Source organism: Allokutzneria sp. NRRL B-24872, assembly GCF_002155965.1.
Lineage (GTDB): Bacteria > Actinomycetota > Actinomycetes > Mycobacteriales > Pseudonocardiaceae > Allokutzneria.
The window spans coordinates 1-14,985 of the sequence record NZ_MUMH01000048.1; the positions used below are offsets into that span (position 1 = coordinate 1).

The following is a 14,985-nucleotide window of genomic DNA, read 5'->3' on the forward strand; positions in this document are numbered from 1 at the left end:
CCGAGGCGGCGGCCGGTTGCAGCGCCCGCAACCGCGCCGCCGCCTCGGTCAGGTGGTCGGAGACCTTCTTCAGCTCCGTCGCCGACTTCTCGACGTAGAGCGCCGACCTGCCGAAGGCCCTCGCGGTCGCCTCGCGCACGGCGTTGGTGTCGCCGCCCTTCTGCGCCGCGATCGCCGCTTCGAACACCGGTTTCGCCCAGCCGACGAACTCGTCCAGCAGCCCCTGGATCGCTTTGCGGCCCGTGGTGACCGCGCCGACCGCTCCGGTGACCGTGCCCTGCGCGCTCGCGCAGTTGCCCGACAGCCGGTCCAGGCCCCCGTCGAGCGTGGCCACCCTGCCCTGGAACGCGTTGGCCCGGTCGCCGTACCAACCACCCATGGCCGTGCGCGCCTGCGCTCCGTGCCGCGACTTCACGTCGGCGATCGCCGTCTTCGCCGAGCCCAGCGATTCCGCCGCCCTGCTCGCGCTCCCCGTGTCCCCGGCCAGCTTCGCCAAGTGCTCGCGCAACGGTCGGACGAGCGGCTCGATCAGGCCTGCGGCGTCGGTCACGCCGTCACCCCTGGCCCTGGCGGCGCATCAGCGCGGCGTGCTCGGCGTCCTGCTGCTGGTAGGTCTTCAGCGCGCCAGCGACCGAGCCCGCGAGCCCCGTCAGCCCCGCCGCCGCAGCGGCCACCCCGTCCGCGGTTGCCTTGGCCGCCTGGTGGAAAGCCTGGTTGACACCGACCTCCGCACCGATCTTGCCGAAGGCGTCGCCGGGCAGGGAGGTGATCGGCCCCAGCGTCGCGCTGCCGACCCTGCCGAGCTCGTCGGCCAGCCCCGGCGTCGCCGTCGTGTACTTCGTCAGCGCCGCCGGATCGACCTTGAAACCCTGCTCCACCATGCGACCCAGGCTGCCGCACCGCGTCGCCCGCTGTCCTGGAATGCGCAGGATTCACGCGAGCGAGGGAGCGACGCCCGGGATTGTCAGGGGTGTCTGCCAGCATCCGCCCATGGGCTCGAGCACAGCTGTTCCCGGGAGCTGGAACCGGATCACCCGCATCCTCACCGTGCGGGCTCCAGCCACCGCCAAGGAGCTGCTGCCACCCGCCACCGACGCGGACGTGCGCTCCGCCGAGCGGGCACTGGGGCGCGCTCTGCCCCAGGAGTTGCACGAGTGGTGGGCGAGCTGCGGCGGTGGGCTGCACCCCGTCCTGCCGCACGGCTACATCCCGTACCGGCCGATCGGATCGGTCAGCGCGTGGCGGGAGTGGACCAGGCGGCACACGACCGGCCCCCGGCCCGACGACACCGCCGGCAGCCCGGGTGCTGGCTGGCATCCCGCGTTCGTCCCGATCGGCACGGACGGCGGCAACTACGACCTCGCCGTCGACCTGCGCCCCGGGTCGCTGCACGGCTGCCTGTTCGCCTTCAGCCACCAGTGGGGCGTGGCGCACCCTCCCGAGTGGCAGGGCCTCGCCGCGCTCCTCAGCTCCACCGCCGAGGCCCTGGAGACCGACGCGGCGGCTGGCCGCTACCGCCCCGCGACCACGAGGGCAGGCATGCTGATCTGGAAGCTGTGACCGATCCCGAGGCAGCGCTGACGCGGGTGGAGTGAGCTCAGGCGGCGGGGACGAGCAGCGCCCAGGACTTCACGGTGCCGTGGCCGGTGCCCCAGGGCAGGTGCTCGGCGACGTCGACGAAGTGGCCGCTGACGTCGTTGTTGTTGAGCACGACCTCGACGGTGTCGTCGTTCTCGCCGGAGGTGCGGCCGCAGAGGCTGTAGAACCACACGGGCCGGTTCGGCAGCTGGCCCTCGCTCATCAGGCGCTCGGCCACGACGAGGGTCGGCGGGCGTTCGCGGGCGACGTCGGCGAAGCCGCCCTCGATGCCGCCGAAATCGCGCCAGTCGACGGGACCGGCGAACAGCTCGGTGGGACGGCCCTCACCGTCCGCGCCGAGCCGGTGGAACACGGCCTCGGCGAGCGGGTGGTCGGGCTGCTGGATGGCGATGAACACCGGGAGCACGTTGTTCACCCAGTACATGAGCGCGTCGGCGAGCGGGTGGGCCTCGTCGGTGCGCACACCGACGGCCTGGTCCCAGGCGTAGCCCTCCTCCCACGCCGTGCAGCGCACGCCCAAGGGCAGCCGCACGTACGCGCCGTCGGCGGCGTGCTCGGCCTCCTCGACGGCGATCTCCAGGTCGAGGTCGACCAGCGCCACCACCGCGCCGGTGCGCTCGGTGCGCAGGCCGTGCGAGCCGCTGAGCATCGCCGCGATCACTTCGGCGATGCCGCCGGCGTCGAGTTCTTCCACCTTGGACAACCCCTTCGAAGACGATGTGCCCCACGGTCCGCGGACTGTGGGGCACATCGTGGCCGAAGCGGTGGATCAGACTCCCATCGGGTGCCAGACCGTCTTGTGCTCCAGGTACGCGCGCAGCCTGGTGATATCGGGCCTGCGCGTCCAGTCCGGCTCCTTGGCGGTGGCGCGCAGCACCCGCTTGACGGTGCCCGCGGCGGTCCGCTCCAACTCGGCGCGAATCACCTCCGGAGCACCGCACAGGTCGAGCGCGTTCACGTCCGCGTGCGAGGCCAGCCAGGGGCCGAGCTCAGCGGCGCTGCCGGTGAGCAGGTTCACCACGCCGCCGGGCAGATCGGAGGTCGCCATGACCTCCGACAGCGTCACGGCGGGCAGCGGCCGGTGGTGGCTGGACACCACGACGCAGGTGTTGCCGGTCGCGATCACCGGAGCCACCACGCTGACCAGGCCCAACAGCGAGGAGGTCTGCGGGGCGAGCACCGCGACGACGCCGGTGGGCTCGGGCACGGAGAACGAGAAGTACGGCCCCGCGACCGGGTTGGAGGCGCCGAGCACGGAGGCGACCTTGTCGGTCCACCCCGCGTACCAGACCCACCTGTCGATCGCGGCGTCCACAGTGGACTCCGCCTTCTTCGCGTTCACGTTCTCCGCGGCGCAGACCTCCGCGACGAACTGCTCGCGCCTGCCTTCGAGCATCTCCGCGACGCGGTAGAGCACCTGGCCGCGGTTGTACGCGGTCGCGCCGGACCAGCCGGAGAACGCCTTGCGGGCCGCGGCGACCGCGTCCCTGGCGTCCTTGCGCGAGGCGTGCGCGGCGTTGGCGAGGAAGGTGCCCTTGGCGTCGTTGACCGGGTAGACCCGCCCGGACTCCGAGCGCGGGAACTTCCCGCCCACGTACAGCTTGTAGGTCTTGGTCACACCAATACGCCCGTCAGACATCGAGGTACGCCTCCAGTCCCGCGCGGCCGCCCTCGCGACCGAAACCGGACTCCTGGTAGCCGCCGAACGGGGCGGTCGGGTCGAACCGGTTGAAGGTGTTGGCCCACACCACACCGGCCCGCAGCTTCTGGGACATCCACAGGATTCTGGAACCCTTTTCGGTCCAGATGCCCGCGGACAGCCCGTACGGGGTGTTGTTGGCCTTGGCGACGGCCTCGTCCGGGGTGCGGAAGGTCAGCACGGACAGCACCGGGCCGAAGATCTCCTCGCGGGCGATCCGCATCGCCTGGTGCACGTTGGAGAACACCGTCGGCGCGAAGAAGAAACCCTTGTCCGGCAACGGGCACGAGCTCGTCCAGCGGTCGGCGCCCTCGGCCTCGCCGGAGGCGGTCAGCTCGCGGATGCGGGCCAGCTGCTCCTGGGAGTTGATCGCGCCGATGTCGGTGTTCTTGTCCAGCGCGTCACCGATGCGCAGCGTGGAGACGCGGTAGCGCAGCTTCTCCATCACCTCCTCGGCGATGGACTCCTGGACCAGCAGCCGCGAACCGGCGCAGCAGACGTGGCCCTGGTTGAAGAAGATGCCGTTGACGATGCCCTCGACGGCCTGGTCCACGGGCGCGTCGTCGAAGACGATGTTCGCCGCCTTGCCGCCCAGCTCCAGGGTGAGCTTCTTGCCCGTCCCGGCCAGCGAGCGCTGGATCAGCTTGCCGACCTCGGTCGAACCGGTGAAGGCGATCTTGTCGGTGCCCGCGTGGTTGACGATCTCCGCGCCGACGTCACCGGCGCCGGGCAGGATGTTCACCACGCCGGCGGGCAGACCGGCCTGCTGGCAGATCTCGGCGAAGACCAGCGCGGTCAGCGGCGTGGTCTCGGCCGGCTTGAGCACCACGGTGTTGCCGCAGGCCAGCGCGGGCGCGATCTTCCACGCCAGCATCAGCAGCGGGAAGTTCCACGGGATGACCTGCCCGGCGACGCCGAGCGGCTTCGGGTCCGGCCCGTAGCCGGCGAAGTCGAGCTTGTCGGCCCAGCCCGCGTGGTAGAAGAAGTGCGCCGCGGCCGTCGGCACGTCGACGTCGCGCGACTCCTTGATCGGCTTGCCGTTGTCCAGGCTCTCCAGCACCGCGAGCTCGCGGCCGCGCTCCTGGATCAGCCGGGCGATGCGGAACAGGTACTTGGCCCGCTCGCTGCCGGGCATCCGGCCCCACACCTTGTCGTAGGCGCGGCGGGCGGCCTTGACGGCGCGGTCGACGTCCGCGCTGGAGGCCGTGCTGACCTCGGCCAGCACCTCCTCGGTCGAGGGGTTGACCGTCTTCAGCGGCTCGCCCTCGCCCTCGACGAACTGACCGTCGACGAACATCCGGTAGTTCGGCTTGAGGTTGGCGATGTCCCGCGACTCCGGTGCCGGGGAGTACTCCCAGATCTGTGTCATCTCAGTCCACCGTCACGTAGTCAGGGCCGCTGTAGTGGCCCTCAAGCTGGGTCCGCCGCTGCATCAGCAGGTCGTTGAGCAGGCTGGACGCGCCGAAGCGGAACAGCTTCGGGTCCAGCCACTCCTGACCGGCCACCTCGTGCACGGCGACGAGGTAGCGCATCGCGTCCTTGGTGGCGCGGATGCCGCCGGCGGGCTTGACCCCGCGCAGCTGCCCGGTCTGGTTCTTCCAGTCGTGGACGGCCTGCAGCATCAGGTGCGTCACCGGGAGGGTCGCGGCGGGGGAGACCTTGCCGGTCGAGGTCTTGATGAAGTCACCACCGGCGAGCAGCGCCAGCCAGGACGCGCGGCGCACGTTGTCGTAGGTCGACAGCTCGCCGGTCTCCAGGATGACCTTGAGGTGCGCGTCGCCGCAGGCTGCCTTGATCGCGACGATCTCGTCGTAGACCTGGCCGTAGCGGCCGGAGAGGAACGCGCCCCGGTCGATCACCATGTCGATCTCGGTCGCGCCCGCGTCCACGGCGATCCTGGTGTCCTCCAGCTTGATCGCCAGTGACGAGCGGCCGGAGGGGAACGCCGTCGCGACGCTGGCGACGCCGATGTCGGCGCCCTTCAGCTCGCGCACCGCTGTCTCCACCATGTCCGGGTAGACGCAGATCGCGGCGACCTGCGGCACGTCGGGGCGCTCGGGGTCGGGACGGCGGGCCTTCGCGCACAGCGAGCTGACCTTGCCCGCGGTGTCGGCGCCTTCGAGGGTGGTCAGGTCGACCATCCTGATGGCGGTGTCGATCGCCCAGAGCTTGGACGCCTTCTTGATGCTGCGCGTGGCGAGCGTCGCGGCGCGTTGCTCCAGCCCGACCTGGTCGACGCCGGGCAGTCCGTGCAGGAACCGACGCAGCGCGGCGTCGTCCCTGGTGGCGTCTGCCAGCTCTGGGGGAAGTCCCGGGATGTGCGGCGGCTGGCGGTTCGCGGGGGTGTCCGCGGACTCGGCAGCCGTCGGCGGTGACGGTGCGGCCATGGCCAGGAGTCTAGGGCCAGGTCACCGGGCGTCCAGCCCGATCAGCCGGACCTGTGGACAACTCATCCGCCCAGCTCACACCGGGCGCGCCTGGGGACAACTCGGCGGCTGCGGCGCGCGCTGATGGCACTGGTCACATCCGCCTGACCGGCATGAGAGCGCGACCACGGCAGGCCGTGCGGGCGCCAATAGGCCATTCGGTGATTCCTTTTCTTAAGTGTTCATCAAGTCGTTGGTGACCCACGTCGCCGCCGGTTACTGTGGAGTAGCCGGTGTGCCGAGGCAGGCCGGGCTAGACCCGAGGGTCCACCGGACGCGCCACCGGTGGACCCTCGATTTAGTTCTCCACCAAGGCATCCGAGCGTGCCGGGAACACCAGGACCGCGTCCAGGTGCTCCGCCTCCGGGGTCCGGTCCCACGCCCAGGCGCGCATCTGCTCGGCGCTGCGCCTGCCGAAGAACCCGCGCCACAACTCGAAGGGCTCCGCCTCCACTGTTGCCGCGGGCTCGCCGTCGCCGATCCGCCACTCGGAGCCGTCCGAGCGCACGACCAGCGCCCACGGCTGCTCGTGGTAGTGGCCGACCGCGCCGCCGATGTGCTCCAGCATCGGCCGCCAAGCCTTCTCCGGCAGCCGCTCCAAGCCCAGCGCCGTGCGCAGGTCGGCCTCGTGCTGGGTGATGTCGTGCACCAGTTGGAGCTGCGCCTTCCTGGAGCGCAGGCCCTGCTCCAGCTTCTCGCTGAAGCCCTCCCACTCCGCCAGGTTCTGCTCGACCGGCCGGTTGAGCCGCTCGCCGACGTGTCGCTCCGTCCACTCGGTTCCCGGTGCCCCGTCGAGCCGCCCGGTCGCGGCGTCGTGCGCGACGCCGGACAGGTGTGCGATCAGCGCCCGCACGGTCCATTCCGGACAGGCGGCAACAGCTCGTCCCAGCTGCTCGTCGTCCAGCGTCCGCGCGATCGCGGTGATCCGCTGCCGTGCCTCGCGGTAGATCACGTCGTACATCCGCACCCCTTCTCCGGCTAACGTCTGTGGTCATGGACGTGCTCGTCGTCGAACACCCGCTGGCCAAGGCCCGGCTCACCACCATGCGTGACGCCCGCACCGACAGCGCGGCCTTCCGCGCCGCGCTGCACGAGCTGACCGTCATGCTGATCTACGAGGCCATGCGGGACGCTCCCCTCGCGGAGGAGCGCATCCACACGCCGGTGGCCAGGACGACGGGTTTCCGCCTCGCGAACCCGCCGCTGCTGGTCCCGGTGCTGCGCGCGGGCCTCGGCATGGCCGACCAGGCGCACAAGCTGATCCCGGACGCGCAGATGGGCTTCGTCGGCCTGGCGCGCGACGAGGAGACCCTGCAGCCGACGCCGTACATGGTGTCGCTGCCGGAGAACCTCGCCGGTCGTCCGGTGCTGGTGCTCGACCCGATGCTCGCCACCGGCGGCTCGATGGTGCACACGATCACGCTCCTCACCGATCGCGGCGCCACCGACGTCACCGCCGTGTGCACCCTGGCCGCGCCCGAGGGGATTCGCACCCTGGAGCAGGCCAAGCTGCCGGTGCGCGTGGTCACCGCGAGCGTGGACGAGCGGCTCAACGACTCCGGGTTCATCGTTCCCGGGCTCGGCGACGCGGGGGACCGCCAGTACGGCGCGGTCTGATCCCGCCCCCAGGTCGATCCCGGTCATCGCGCGCCCCCTCGCTACTTGAAAAACATATAGCGCCACCGCGTCGCACGGGTCAAGGCTGCGCCGTTCGAGTGAGCACAGTGGTCTAGACCTTGACGAGTTGTGGTCTGGACCACATCGTCTGCTGTACACATCCGCGAACAGATTCCGCTCCGCCGCCCTGCACCCCTGGAGCGATCGATCATGTACCGCAAGCGATGGCAGCCGTTGCTCGCGCTCTGCGCGGGCGCCGTCGTCGTGCTCGGCCTCGTCGCAGCCCCCGCACAGGCGGCGACGACCCCCACGGCGACGTTCACCAAGACCTCCAACTGGGACGGTGGTTTCACCGGCCTGGTCACGATCACCAACGGCGGCGCTACGGCGCTGAGCGGGTGGAAGGTCGAGTTCGACCTGCCCGCCGGAACGAGCGTCGGCGCGTACTGGGACACCCTGCTCACTCGTGCCGGTGACCGCTACTCCTTCACCAACCGCGAGTACAACGGCGCCGTGGGCGTCGGGGCCTCGGTTTCCTTCGGCTTCAACGGGATCGGCAACGGCGGCCCGGCCAACTGCCGCCTCGACGGCCAGCCCTGCGAGGGCGGCGCACCGGACACCGAGGCGCCCAGCGCGCCCGGCGGCCTCGCCGTCTCCGGCGCGAGCGCCACCACGATCTCCTTGCGCTGGAACGCCTCCACGGACAACGTGGCCGTGACGGGCTACGAGGTCTTCAGGGGCGGGACGTCCGTGGGGAGCACGCCGGACACGACGTTCACCGCGAGCGGACTGACCCCCGAGACCGACTACGCGTTCACCGTCCGCGCCAAGGACCGAGCCGGAAACGCTTCCGCGCAAAGCACTTCCGTGTCCGGCCGGACCGCGAAGCCGGGCGCCGAAGGGCGCGTCCGCGTCGGGTACTTCCCGCAGTGGGGCATCTACGAGCGGAAGTTCTTCATCAAGAACCTGGACACCTCGGGCGCGGCGGCGAAGCTGACGCACCTCAACTACTCCTTCGCCAACATCCACCCGACGGACCTGACGTGCTTCGCGGTCACCAAGCCGACGAGCTCCAACCCCGCCGACCCCGACCAGGGAACCGGCGCGGGCGACTCCACCGCCGACTACGTCTGGCCCTTCGACGCCGCGCAGAGCGTGGACGGCGTCGGGGACGGCGGTTGGGCGGGGACCGGTCCGCTGAAGGGCAACTTCAACCAGCTGCGCAAGCTGAAGGCCAAGCACCCCGACCTGAAGGTGCTGCTCTCGCTCGGCGGCTGGACGTACTCGAAGTTCTTCTCCGACGCCGCGAAGACCGACACCTCGCGCAAGAGACTCGTCTCCTCCTGCGTCGACATGTACATCAAGGGGAACCTGCCGAAGCACTACGACATGGGCGGGCCGGGAACCGGGGCGAACATCTTCGACGGCTTCGACCTCGACTGGGAGTGGCCGGGCGCGGAAGGCCATCCCGGCAACCACTTCGGGCCCGATGACAAGGTCAACAACTCGCTGCTGGTCGAGGAGTTCCGCCGCCAGCTCGACGCGCTCGGCGCCACCTCGGGCAAGAAGTACCTGCTGACCGCGTTCACCCCGGCGGCGCCCGCGCTGGCCTCGGCGGGCTGGGAGATGGCCAGGGTGGCGAACAGCCTCGACCTGGTCAACTTCCAGGGTTACGACTTCCACGGCGCGGGCAGTGACAACTCGTGGGAGCCCAACCGCACCGGGCACCACGCGAACCTGCACACCGACGTCGACGACCCGTACACCACGAAGTTCAGCGTCGACGTGGCGTTGAAGATCTACACGGACGCGGGCATCGATCCGAAGAAGCTCGTGCTGGGCGTGCCCTTCTACGGTCGCGGCTGGCAGCAGGTCAGCGACGGCGGCAAGAAGGGGGAGTGGCAGGCCGCCAACGGCGCCGCTCCCGGCGACTTCGCCGCGGAGGCGGGAACGCGGGCCTACAAGAACCTCAAGGCCCAGTTCCCGACCGTGCACCACGACGAGCAGGCCGTCGCGGCCTACGCGTTCGCGAACGGGCAGTGGTGGTCCTTCGACGACGCGTGGGTGATCGGCAAGAAGATGGAGTACGTCAAGGCGAAAGGGCTCGGCGGAGCCATGATCTGGTCGCTCGACGGCGACGACGGCACCCTGATGGCCGCGCTCGACAACGGGCTGCGATGAGGGTGCGCTAAGGCGGGCTGTCCTCAGTGGACAGTCCTGGTGGGGCTCGGGGAACCGTTGGCGGCGGGGTATCCCGAGCCCCTCCGCTATTCCGGCGCCGAGCACCAGCCGCGCGCCTGGGCCCGCAGCACGGTCTCGAAGTTGGCGGTGACGTCGATCCCCGGCGGCATGTGGTCCCTGGACTCCAGCGACACCAGCCCGTGCACCAGCGCCCACGACGCCAGCGCGATCTCCTCGGCGCGGTAGCCGGTGAAGTGCCCGGAGTCGATCCCGGCCCGCACCATGTCCAGCAGCGGCTGCAACGTGCTCACCGCGCGCTGGGTGGCCTCGGTGTCCGGTTCGAAGCCGGGGACCATGGTGGAGAACATGATCGAGTAGAGGTGCGGGTCGGCCCGCGCGCTCTCGCGGTAGGCGATGCCGAGCTGGACCAGGTCCTCGACGGGGTCCCCCGAGCGCTGCACGGTGGACAGTCGCTCGCCGAACCTGCGGAACGCCTCCAGGTAGAGCTCGCGCAGCAGTGCGGGCTTGCCGCCGAAGAGCGAGTACACGGCGGTGGTGGAGGTCCCGACGTCGGCGGCGAGCTTGCGCAGGCTGAGCCCGTCGGGGCCGTCCGTCGACAGGGTCTCCGCCGCGCGGTCGAGCAGGCGGGCGCGGAGCGCGTCGTCGTGAACCTTGGGTCGTGGCACTCCGGCAGAATATAGGAACACTGTTTTAAAACTTCGGTGCGCCGCGTGACCTGGTGATCAGTGATACCACGGCGGTACCATCCCGCGCATGGCGATGACGCTGCGGTTGAGCGAGGACGAGAATCGGCAACTCGACGAGCTCGCCGCTGCCGAAGGGCGATCGAAGCAGGACGTGGTCCGCCTCGCCCTCGCCGACCGGTGGTCCCGGCTGAACAAGGAGCGCCAGCTGACCGAGGTCCTGGCCCGCGTGATGCCGCGCTACGGCGCTCTGCTCGATCGGCTCGGCCCCACCTGATCGCAAGGTCCGCGCCACTGGCCAACAGGTCAGTTTACGTTGCCGCGCTTGAGAAAACGCCTAGATCGTCTCTGGATTCAAGTCCTCGATGCACGGCAGCCCGAATGGCCGATCCCGCGTCCACTGTCAGTGACCCCCGATATCGTCAGACAGCAACGTCGAACACGGGAAAAAGGCCGAGTGATCTCCTACCTGGACGCCAGTGACCTGCTGGTGCTGGCAACCGCCGTGACCGGCGGTGACCTCGTCGTGCGCGACGTCGGTCTGCTCGACGCGGCGGCGCACCGCCCGAGGGCGGCCGTGCTCGGCGTCGAGGCGTACGGGACGCTCTGGCTGAAGGCCGCCGCGATGCTGGACTCCATCGTCTGCACCCGCCCCCTCGTCGAGGGCAACTGGCGGTTGGCGTGGGTGGCCGCCGTCACCCTCTGCGACATCAACGGCTGGTGGATCGACGCCGACGAGGACGACGCGCTGAAGATCGTCCGCGAGGTCGGCAGGGGTGAGTTCGAGGTCGCCGACGTCGCCGCGCGCTTCGAGGGCTGGGCCGTGACAAAGGGTGAGCTGGGCTGATTTCCGCCGAATGAGCTTGACCTGGAGCGCGCTCCAACTTCTACCTTCGTTCTCGTGAGCTACTCGATCGCCGAAGCGGCAGAACGCACAGGGCTGTCCATGGACACCCTCCGCTACTACGAGCGCATCGGGCTGATCGAGCCACCGGTCCGCGACTCGGGCGGCAGGCGCAGCTACTCCGAGGAAGACCTCGGCTGGGTGGGTTTCCTGTCCTGCCTGCGGATGACGGGGATGCCGATCCGCCTGATGTGCGAGTACGCCAGGCTGCGGCACTTCGGCACCTCCAGCGCGACCTCGCGCAAGGAGATCCTGCTGGAGCAGCGGACCGCCGTGCGCGAACGCATCGCCGAGCTGCAGATGTGCCTGAGCACGCTGGACTACAAGATCGACAACTACGAGATGGTCGAGCGCAGGGTCGCTGAGCTGACCCCGCTCGCCCAGGAGGCGACGGCATGACCAAGCTGCCCACCCGCACGCTCGGCGCGCTTGAGGTGTCCGCACAGGGCCTCGGCTGCATGGGGATGAGCGAGTTCTACGGCGAGACCGACGACCGTGAGTCGATCGCGACCATCCACCGCGCCATCGAGCTCGGCGTGCGATTCCTGGACACCGCTGACATCTACGGCCCGCACCGCAACGAGGAGCTGGTCGGCCGCGCCATCGCGGACCGGCGCGACCAGGTCGTGCTGGCCACCAAGTTCGGCATCGTCCGCACCGCCGACCCGCACGAGCGCGGTGTGCGCGGTGACGCCGCCTACGTCCGGCAGTCGGTCGAGGCGTCGCTGAAGCGGCTCGGCGTGGACCACATCGACCTGTACTACCAACACCGAGTGGACCCCAAGACGCCGATCGAGGAGACCGTCGGCGCGATGGCGGAGCTGGTCGCCGAGGGCAAGGTCCGCTACCTCGGCCTCTCCGAGGCGAGCGCGGCCACGATCCGGCGCGCGCACGCCGTGCACCCGATCTCGGCCGTGCAGTCGGAGTGGTCGTTGTGGACGCGCGACATCGAGGCCGAGGTTCTTCCGGCCTGCCGCGAGCTGGGCATCGGGATTGTTCCGTACTCGCCGCTCGGCCGTGGTTTCCTCACCGGCCGGTTCACCAAGGCCAGCGACTTCGGCAGCGGTGACTTCCGCGTCGCCGGGCAGCCCCGCTTCAGCGAGGAGAACCTGGCCAAGAACGCGGCGATCGTCGACGCGGTGCGCGCACTCGCGTCCGCTCGCGGTGTCACGCCCGGTCAGCTCGCGCTGGCGTGGGTGCAGAACCAGGGCGAGGACGTGGTGCCGATCCCGGGCACCAAGCGCCGCAAGTACCTGGAGGAGAACGCCGCCTCCGTCGAGATCGAGCTGAGCGCGGACGAGCTGGCGCAGATCGCTTCGGCTGTTCCGCCCGACAAGGTCGCGGGCACGCGCTACGCCGAGAACATGATGGGCCTGCTCAACGGCTGAGCTCTCGAGGTCGCGCGAGCTCTCGTCGAGCCCGCGCGACCTCGTGCTTCAGCCCAGCAGCGCGGAGATCTCCTCGCGCAGCGCCGAGAGCCGCTTCCGGCCGCGCTCGCGGGCATCACCGAGCTCGGCCGCGTCGGCGACCGGCTCGACGATCTCCAAGTACGCCTTGACCTTCGGCTCGGTCCCGGACGGACGGACCAGGACGCGCAGCCCAGGGCCCCGCATCGTCAGGACGTCCGCCTTCGGCCGCAGATCCGAGACCGTGACGGCGATCCCGGCCAGCTCCGAAGGCGGTTCGGCGCGCAGGCGAGCCATCGTCCGGCCGATCACGCCGAGGTCCTCCACCCGCAGGGAGACCTGGTCGGTCAGGTGCAGGCCGTGGTCGACGGCCAGGTCGTCCAGCGCGTCGAGCAGCGAGCGCCCGGACGCCTTCAACGACGCGGCCAAGTCGCACGCGAGCACCGCCGCGCTGATGCCGTCCTTGTCCCGCACCACATCCGGGTCGACGCAGTGACCGATCGCCTCTTCGTAGGCGTACACCAGCCCTGTGCCATTCCCGTCGCCCGCGCGCACCAGCCACTTGAAGCCGGTCAGCGTCGCGTCGTAGCGGGCGTTGTGCTTCGCCGCCACTGAGCTCAGCAGCTCCGAGGAGACGATCGTGGCCGCCACCAACGGGTCCGGATGCACAGTTCTGTCCAAAGTGGACAGCACGCGCTCGCCGAGCAGCGCTCCGGTCTCGTCCCCGCGCAGCATGCGCCAGGAACCGTCGCGCTCCCGGACGCCGAGCGCGCACCGGTCCGCGTCCGGGTCCAGCGCCACGGCCAGGTCAGCGTCCACAGTGGACGCCAGCTCCAGCAGCAGGTCCGCCGCTCCGGGCTCCTCCGGGTTCGGGAAGCTCACCGTGGGGAAGTCCGGGTCCGGCCGCTCCTGTTCGGCGACCAGGTGCACGTCGGTGAAACCCGCGTGCGCCAACACTTTCCGCAGGGTCTCCGCGCCGACGCCGTGCAAGGTCGTCGCGGCGATCCGCAGCGTGCGCTCCGGGCTCCTCGGCAAGCTCGCCGCTCTGTCCACATAGGACTGAACAACGTCGTCGCCGAGCGTCGTCCAGCCCTGCGCGGTCGGAACGACGACCGCCGCGCCGACCTTGGCGATGGCGGCCTCGATCTCCCGGTCGGCGGGCGGCACGATCTGCGAGCCCGCGTCCAGGTAGACCTTGTACCCGTTGTCAGCAGGGGGATTGTGCGAGGCGGTGACCTGGACCCCGGCCACCGCGTTCAGCTTCCGCACGGCGAAGGCGAGCACCGGCGTCGGCAGCGGCCGGGGCAGGACGCGCACGTCGAACCCCGCCGCCGCGAGCACGCCGGCCACGTCGCGGTGGAACTCCTCCGAACCGTGCCGCGCGTCGCGTCCGACCACGACGACGCCGCCGGCCTTCCCCGAGGCCGCGAGCCACTCGCCGAGCCCGGCCGTCGTGCGCACCACGACGGCGCGGTTCATGCCGTTCGGACCGGGACGCACGGGGCCGCGCAGCCCGGCGGTGCCGAAGCTCAACGGCGCGCGCATCCGGTCGGTCAGCTCGTCGATCGCCTGCTGCTCGCCGACCATCGCCTTGCCGAGCAGCCGCTGCATCTCCTCGCGGTCAGCGGCGTCGAGGTCGTCGGCGATCCAGCGGAACGCGCGGTCCCGCAGCTCCGGGGACAGCGTCACGCCCGGCTCACCAGCTCGTGCAGCAGCGTGCCCATGCGGCTCGCCGCCTCGCGCCCGGCCTCCAGCACCTCTTCGTGGTTCAGCGGCTCACCGGTGATGCCCGCGGCCAGGTTGGTGACCAGGGACAGGCCGAAGACCTCGGCACCGGCGGCGCGCGCGGCGATGGCCTCCAGCACGGTGGACATGCCGACCAGGTCGGCGCCCATCGTGCGCAGCATCCGGATCTCGGCGGGCGTCTCGAAGTGCGGCCCCGGCAGACCCGCGTAGACGCCCTCCTCCAGGCTCGCGTCGATCTCCCTAGCCACAGCGCGCAGGCGGCTGGAGTAGAGATCGGTCAGGTCCACGAACCTGGCTCCGACCAGCGGGGACGCCGCGGTCAGGTTGAGGTGGTCGCTGATCAGCACGGGCTGGCCGACCTCCATGCCCTGGCGCAGGCCGCCCGCGGCGTTGGTCAGCACCACGGTGGTGCAGCCGGCGGCGGTCGCGGTGCGGACCCCGTGCACGGTCTGCGGGATGCCCTTGCCCTCGTAGTAGTGGGTGCGGCCGAGCATCACCAGCACGCGCTTCTCGCCGACCCGGACGGACCGGATGGTGCCGCCGTGGCCGACCACGCTCGGCGCGGCGAACCCGGGCAGCTCGCCCATGGGGACCTCGGAGACGAGCTCGCCGATCACGTCGGCGGCCGGGCGCCAGCCCGAGCCGAGGATGACGGCGATGTCGTGCCGGTCGGTTCCGGTGCGCTGGGCCAGCGCCGCTGCGG

Annotated in this window: 16 protein-coding genes and 1 pseudogene; 7 read left to right on the top strand and 10 right to left on the bottom strand. The window is 70.6% G+C overall.

Translation table 11 applies throughout. The features are described 5' to 3' along the window. Both CCN37_RS13605 and CCN37_RS13610 read right to left on the bottom strand, forming a co-directional pair. Positions 1-550: pseudogene (locus CCN37_RS13605) on the bottom strand (NlpC/P60 family protein); the annotation flags it as partial. Between the two features lie 4 nt (positions 551-554). Further along, positions 555-881 carry a type VII secretion target gene (locus tag CCN37_RS13610; RefSeq protein WP_086821119.1) on the bottom strand — a complete coding sequence of 109 codons (327 nt, stop codon included), beginning with the start codon at positions 879-881 and terminating at the stop codon, positions 555-557. Positions 882-990: 109 nt separating this feature from the next. Between CCN37_RS13610 and CCN37_RS13615 the strand changes: the two genes are divergently transcribed. Beyond that, the gene (locus tag CCN37_RS13615) at positions 991-1,560 is read left to right on the top strand and encodes an SMI1/KNR4 family protein (protein WP_168200658.1); all 570 of its coding nucleotides are present in this window, start codon (positions 991-993) and stop codon (positions 1,558-1,560) included. Positions 1,561-1,597: 37 nt separating this feature from the next. On the opposite strand, the gene CCN37_RS13620 is transcribed toward CCN37_RS13615, so the two are convergent. From CCN37_RS13620 to CCN37_RS13640, 5 genes are all read right to left on the bottom strand, one after another. After that, complete coding sequence (locus CCN37_RS13620) at positions 1,598-2,293, bottom strand: hypothetical protein (RefSeq protein WP_143261595.1); 696 nt, start codon at positions 2,291-2,293, stop codon at positions 1,598-1,600. Between the two features lie 75 nt (positions 2,294-2,368). Then, positions 2,369-3,238 carry an aldehyde dehydrogenase family protein gene (locus CCN37_RS13625; protein ID WP_086821122.1) on the bottom strand — a complete coding sequence of 290 codons (870 nt, stop codon included), beginning with the start codon at positions 3,236-3,238 and terminating at the stop codon, positions 2,369-2,371. Continuing rightward, the gene (locus CCN37_RS13630) at positions 3,231-4,667 is read right to left on the bottom strand and encodes an aldehyde dehydrogenase family protein (protein ID WP_086821123.1); all 1,437 of its coding nucleotides are present in this window, start codon (positions 4,665-4,667) and stop codon (positions 3,231-3,233) included. The genes CCN37_RS13625 and CCN37_RS13630 overlap by 8 nt, the downstream gene beginning before the upstream one ends. A gap of 1 nt (position 4,668) precedes the next feature. After that, positions 4,669-5,685 (bottom strand): deoxyribose-phosphate aldolase, encoded by a 1,017-nt coding sequence (gene deoC / locus CCN37_RS13635; protein WP_086821124.1) that lies wholly within the window; start codon positions 5,683-5,685, stop codon positions 4,669-4,671. A gap of 337 nt (positions 5,686-6,022) precedes the next feature. Beyond that, positions 6,023-6,685 carry a maleylpyruvate isomerase family mycothiol-dependent enzyme gene (locus CCN37_RS13640; protein ID WP_086821125.1) on the bottom strand — a complete coding sequence of 221 codons (663 nt, stop codon included), beginning with the start codon at positions 6,683-6,685 and terminating at the stop codon, positions 6,023-6,025. Positions 6,686-6,717: 32 nt separating this feature from the next. Between CCN37_RS13640 and upp the strand changes: the two genes are divergently transcribed. Further along, positions 6,718-7,341: a uracil phosphoribosyltransferase gene (gene upp, locus CCN37_RS13645; protein ID WP_086821126.1), complete on the top strand. Its 624-nt coding sequence runs from the start codon at positions 6,718-6,720 to the stop codon at positions 7,339-7,341. 210 nt (positions 7,342-7,551) lie between these two features. Beyond that, on the top strand, positions 7,552-9,522 hold the full coding sequence (locus tag CCN37_RS13650; RefSeq protein WP_086821127.1) for a glycosyl hydrolase family 18 protein: 1,971 nt from the start codon (positions 7,552-7,554) through the stop codon (positions 9,520-9,522). A gap of 86 nt (positions 9,523-9,608) precedes the next feature. On the opposite strand, the gene CCN37_RS13655 is transcribed toward CCN37_RS13650, so the two are convergent. Then, positions 9,609-10,208 (bottom strand): TetR/AcrR family transcriptional regulator, encoded by a 600-nt coding sequence (locus CCN37_RS13655; protein ID WP_086821128.1) that lies wholly within the window; start codon positions 10,206-10,208, stop codon positions 9,609-9,611. 88 nt (positions 10,209-10,296) lie between these two features. Here CCN37_RS13655 and CCN37_RS13660 point away from each other — a divergent pair, with 88 nt between their 5' ends. From CCN37_RS13660 to CCN37_RS13675, 4 genes are all read left to right on the top strand, one after another. Beyond that, complete coding sequence (locus CCN37_RS13660; protein WP_086821129.1) at positions 10,297-10,503, top strand: ribbon-helix-helix protein, CopG family; 207 nt, start codon at positions 10,297-10,299, stop codon at positions 10,501-10,503. Between the two features lie 180 nt (positions 10,504-10,683). Next, positions 10,684-11,073: a type II toxin-antitoxin system death-on-curing family toxin gene (locus tag CCN37_RS13665; protein WP_086821130.1), complete on the top strand. Its 390-nt coding sequence runs from the start codon at positions 10,684-10,686 to the stop codon at positions 11,071-11,073. A gap of 54 nt (positions 11,074-11,127) precedes the next feature. Then, positions 11,128-11,529 (top strand): MerR family transcriptional regulator, encoded by a 402-nt coding sequence (locus tag CCN37_RS13670; RefSeq protein ID WP_086821131.1) that lies wholly within the window; start codon positions 11,128-11,130, stop codon positions 11,527-11,529. Further along, a complete protein-coding gene (locus CCN37_RS13675) occupies positions 11,526-12,518 on the top strand; it encodes an aldo/keto reductase (RefSeq protein WP_086821132.1) in 993 nt (330 codons plus the stop codon). The genes CCN37_RS13670 and CCN37_RS13675 overlap by 4 nt, the downstream gene beginning before the upstream one ends. Before the next feature lie 48 nt (positions 12,519-12,566). Here the strand turns inward: CCN37_RS13675 and CCN37_RS13680 are convergent, their stop codons facing one another. Next, positions 12,567-14,225, bottom strand: a complete 1,659-nt coding sequence (locus CCN37_RS13680) for a phospho-sugar mutase (RefSeq protein WP_246843025.1) — start codon at positions 14,223-14,225, stop codon at positions 12,567-12,569. Continuing rightward, entirely contained in the window at positions 14,222-14,974 is a 753-nt protein-coding gene (locus tag CCN37_RS13685; RefSeq protein WP_246843037.1) for a purine-nucleoside phosphorylase, read from the bottom strand. Before CCN37_RS13685 ends, CCN37_RS13680 begins: the two co-directional genes overlap by 4 nt. Between the last annotated feature and the right edge of the window lie 11 nt (positions 14,975-14,985).

Bases quoted from the DNA above. Each gene is read 5' to 3' on its own strand.
- CCN37_RS13615 (WP_168200658.1), top strand. From the start codon at position 991: ATGGGCTCGAGCACAGCTGTTCCCGGGAGCTGGAACCGGATCACCCGC.
- upp (WP_086821126.1), top strand. From the start codon at position 6,718: ATGGACGTGCTCGTCGTCGAACACCCGCTGGCCAAGGCCCGGCTCACC.
- CCN37_RS13625 (WP_086821122.1), bottom strand. From the start codon at position 3,238: ATGTCTGACGGGCGTATTGGTGTGACCAAGACCTACAAGCTGTACGTG.
- CCN37_RS13610 (WP_086821119.1), bottom strand. From the start codon at position 881: ATGGTGGAGCAGGGTTTCAAGGTCGATCCGGCGGCGCTGACGAAGTAC.
- CCN37_RS13630 (WP_086821123.1), bottom strand. From the start codon at position 4,667: ATGACACAGATCTGGGAGTACTCCCCGGCACCGGAGTCGCGGGACATC.
- CCN37_RS13640 (WP_086821125.1), bottom strand. From the start codon at position 6,685: ATGTACGACGTGATCTACCGCGAGGCACGGCAGCGGATCACCGCGATC.
- CCN37_RS13650 (WP_086821127.1), top strand. From the start codon at position 7,552: ATGTACCGCAAGCGATGGCAGCCGTTGCTCGCGCTCTGCGCGGGCGCC.
- CCN37_RS13675 (WP_086821132.1), top strand. From the start codon at position 11,526: ATGACCAAGCTGCCCACCCGCACGCTCGGCGCGCTTGAGGTGTCCGCA.
- CCN37_RS13660 (WP_086821129.1), top strand. From the start codon at position 10,297: ATGGCGATGACGCTGCGGTTGAGCGAGGACGAGAATCGGCAACTCGAC.
- deoC (WP_086821124.1), bottom strand. From the start codon at position 5,685: ATGGCCGCACCGTCACCGCCGACGGCTGCCGAGTCCGCGGACACCCCC.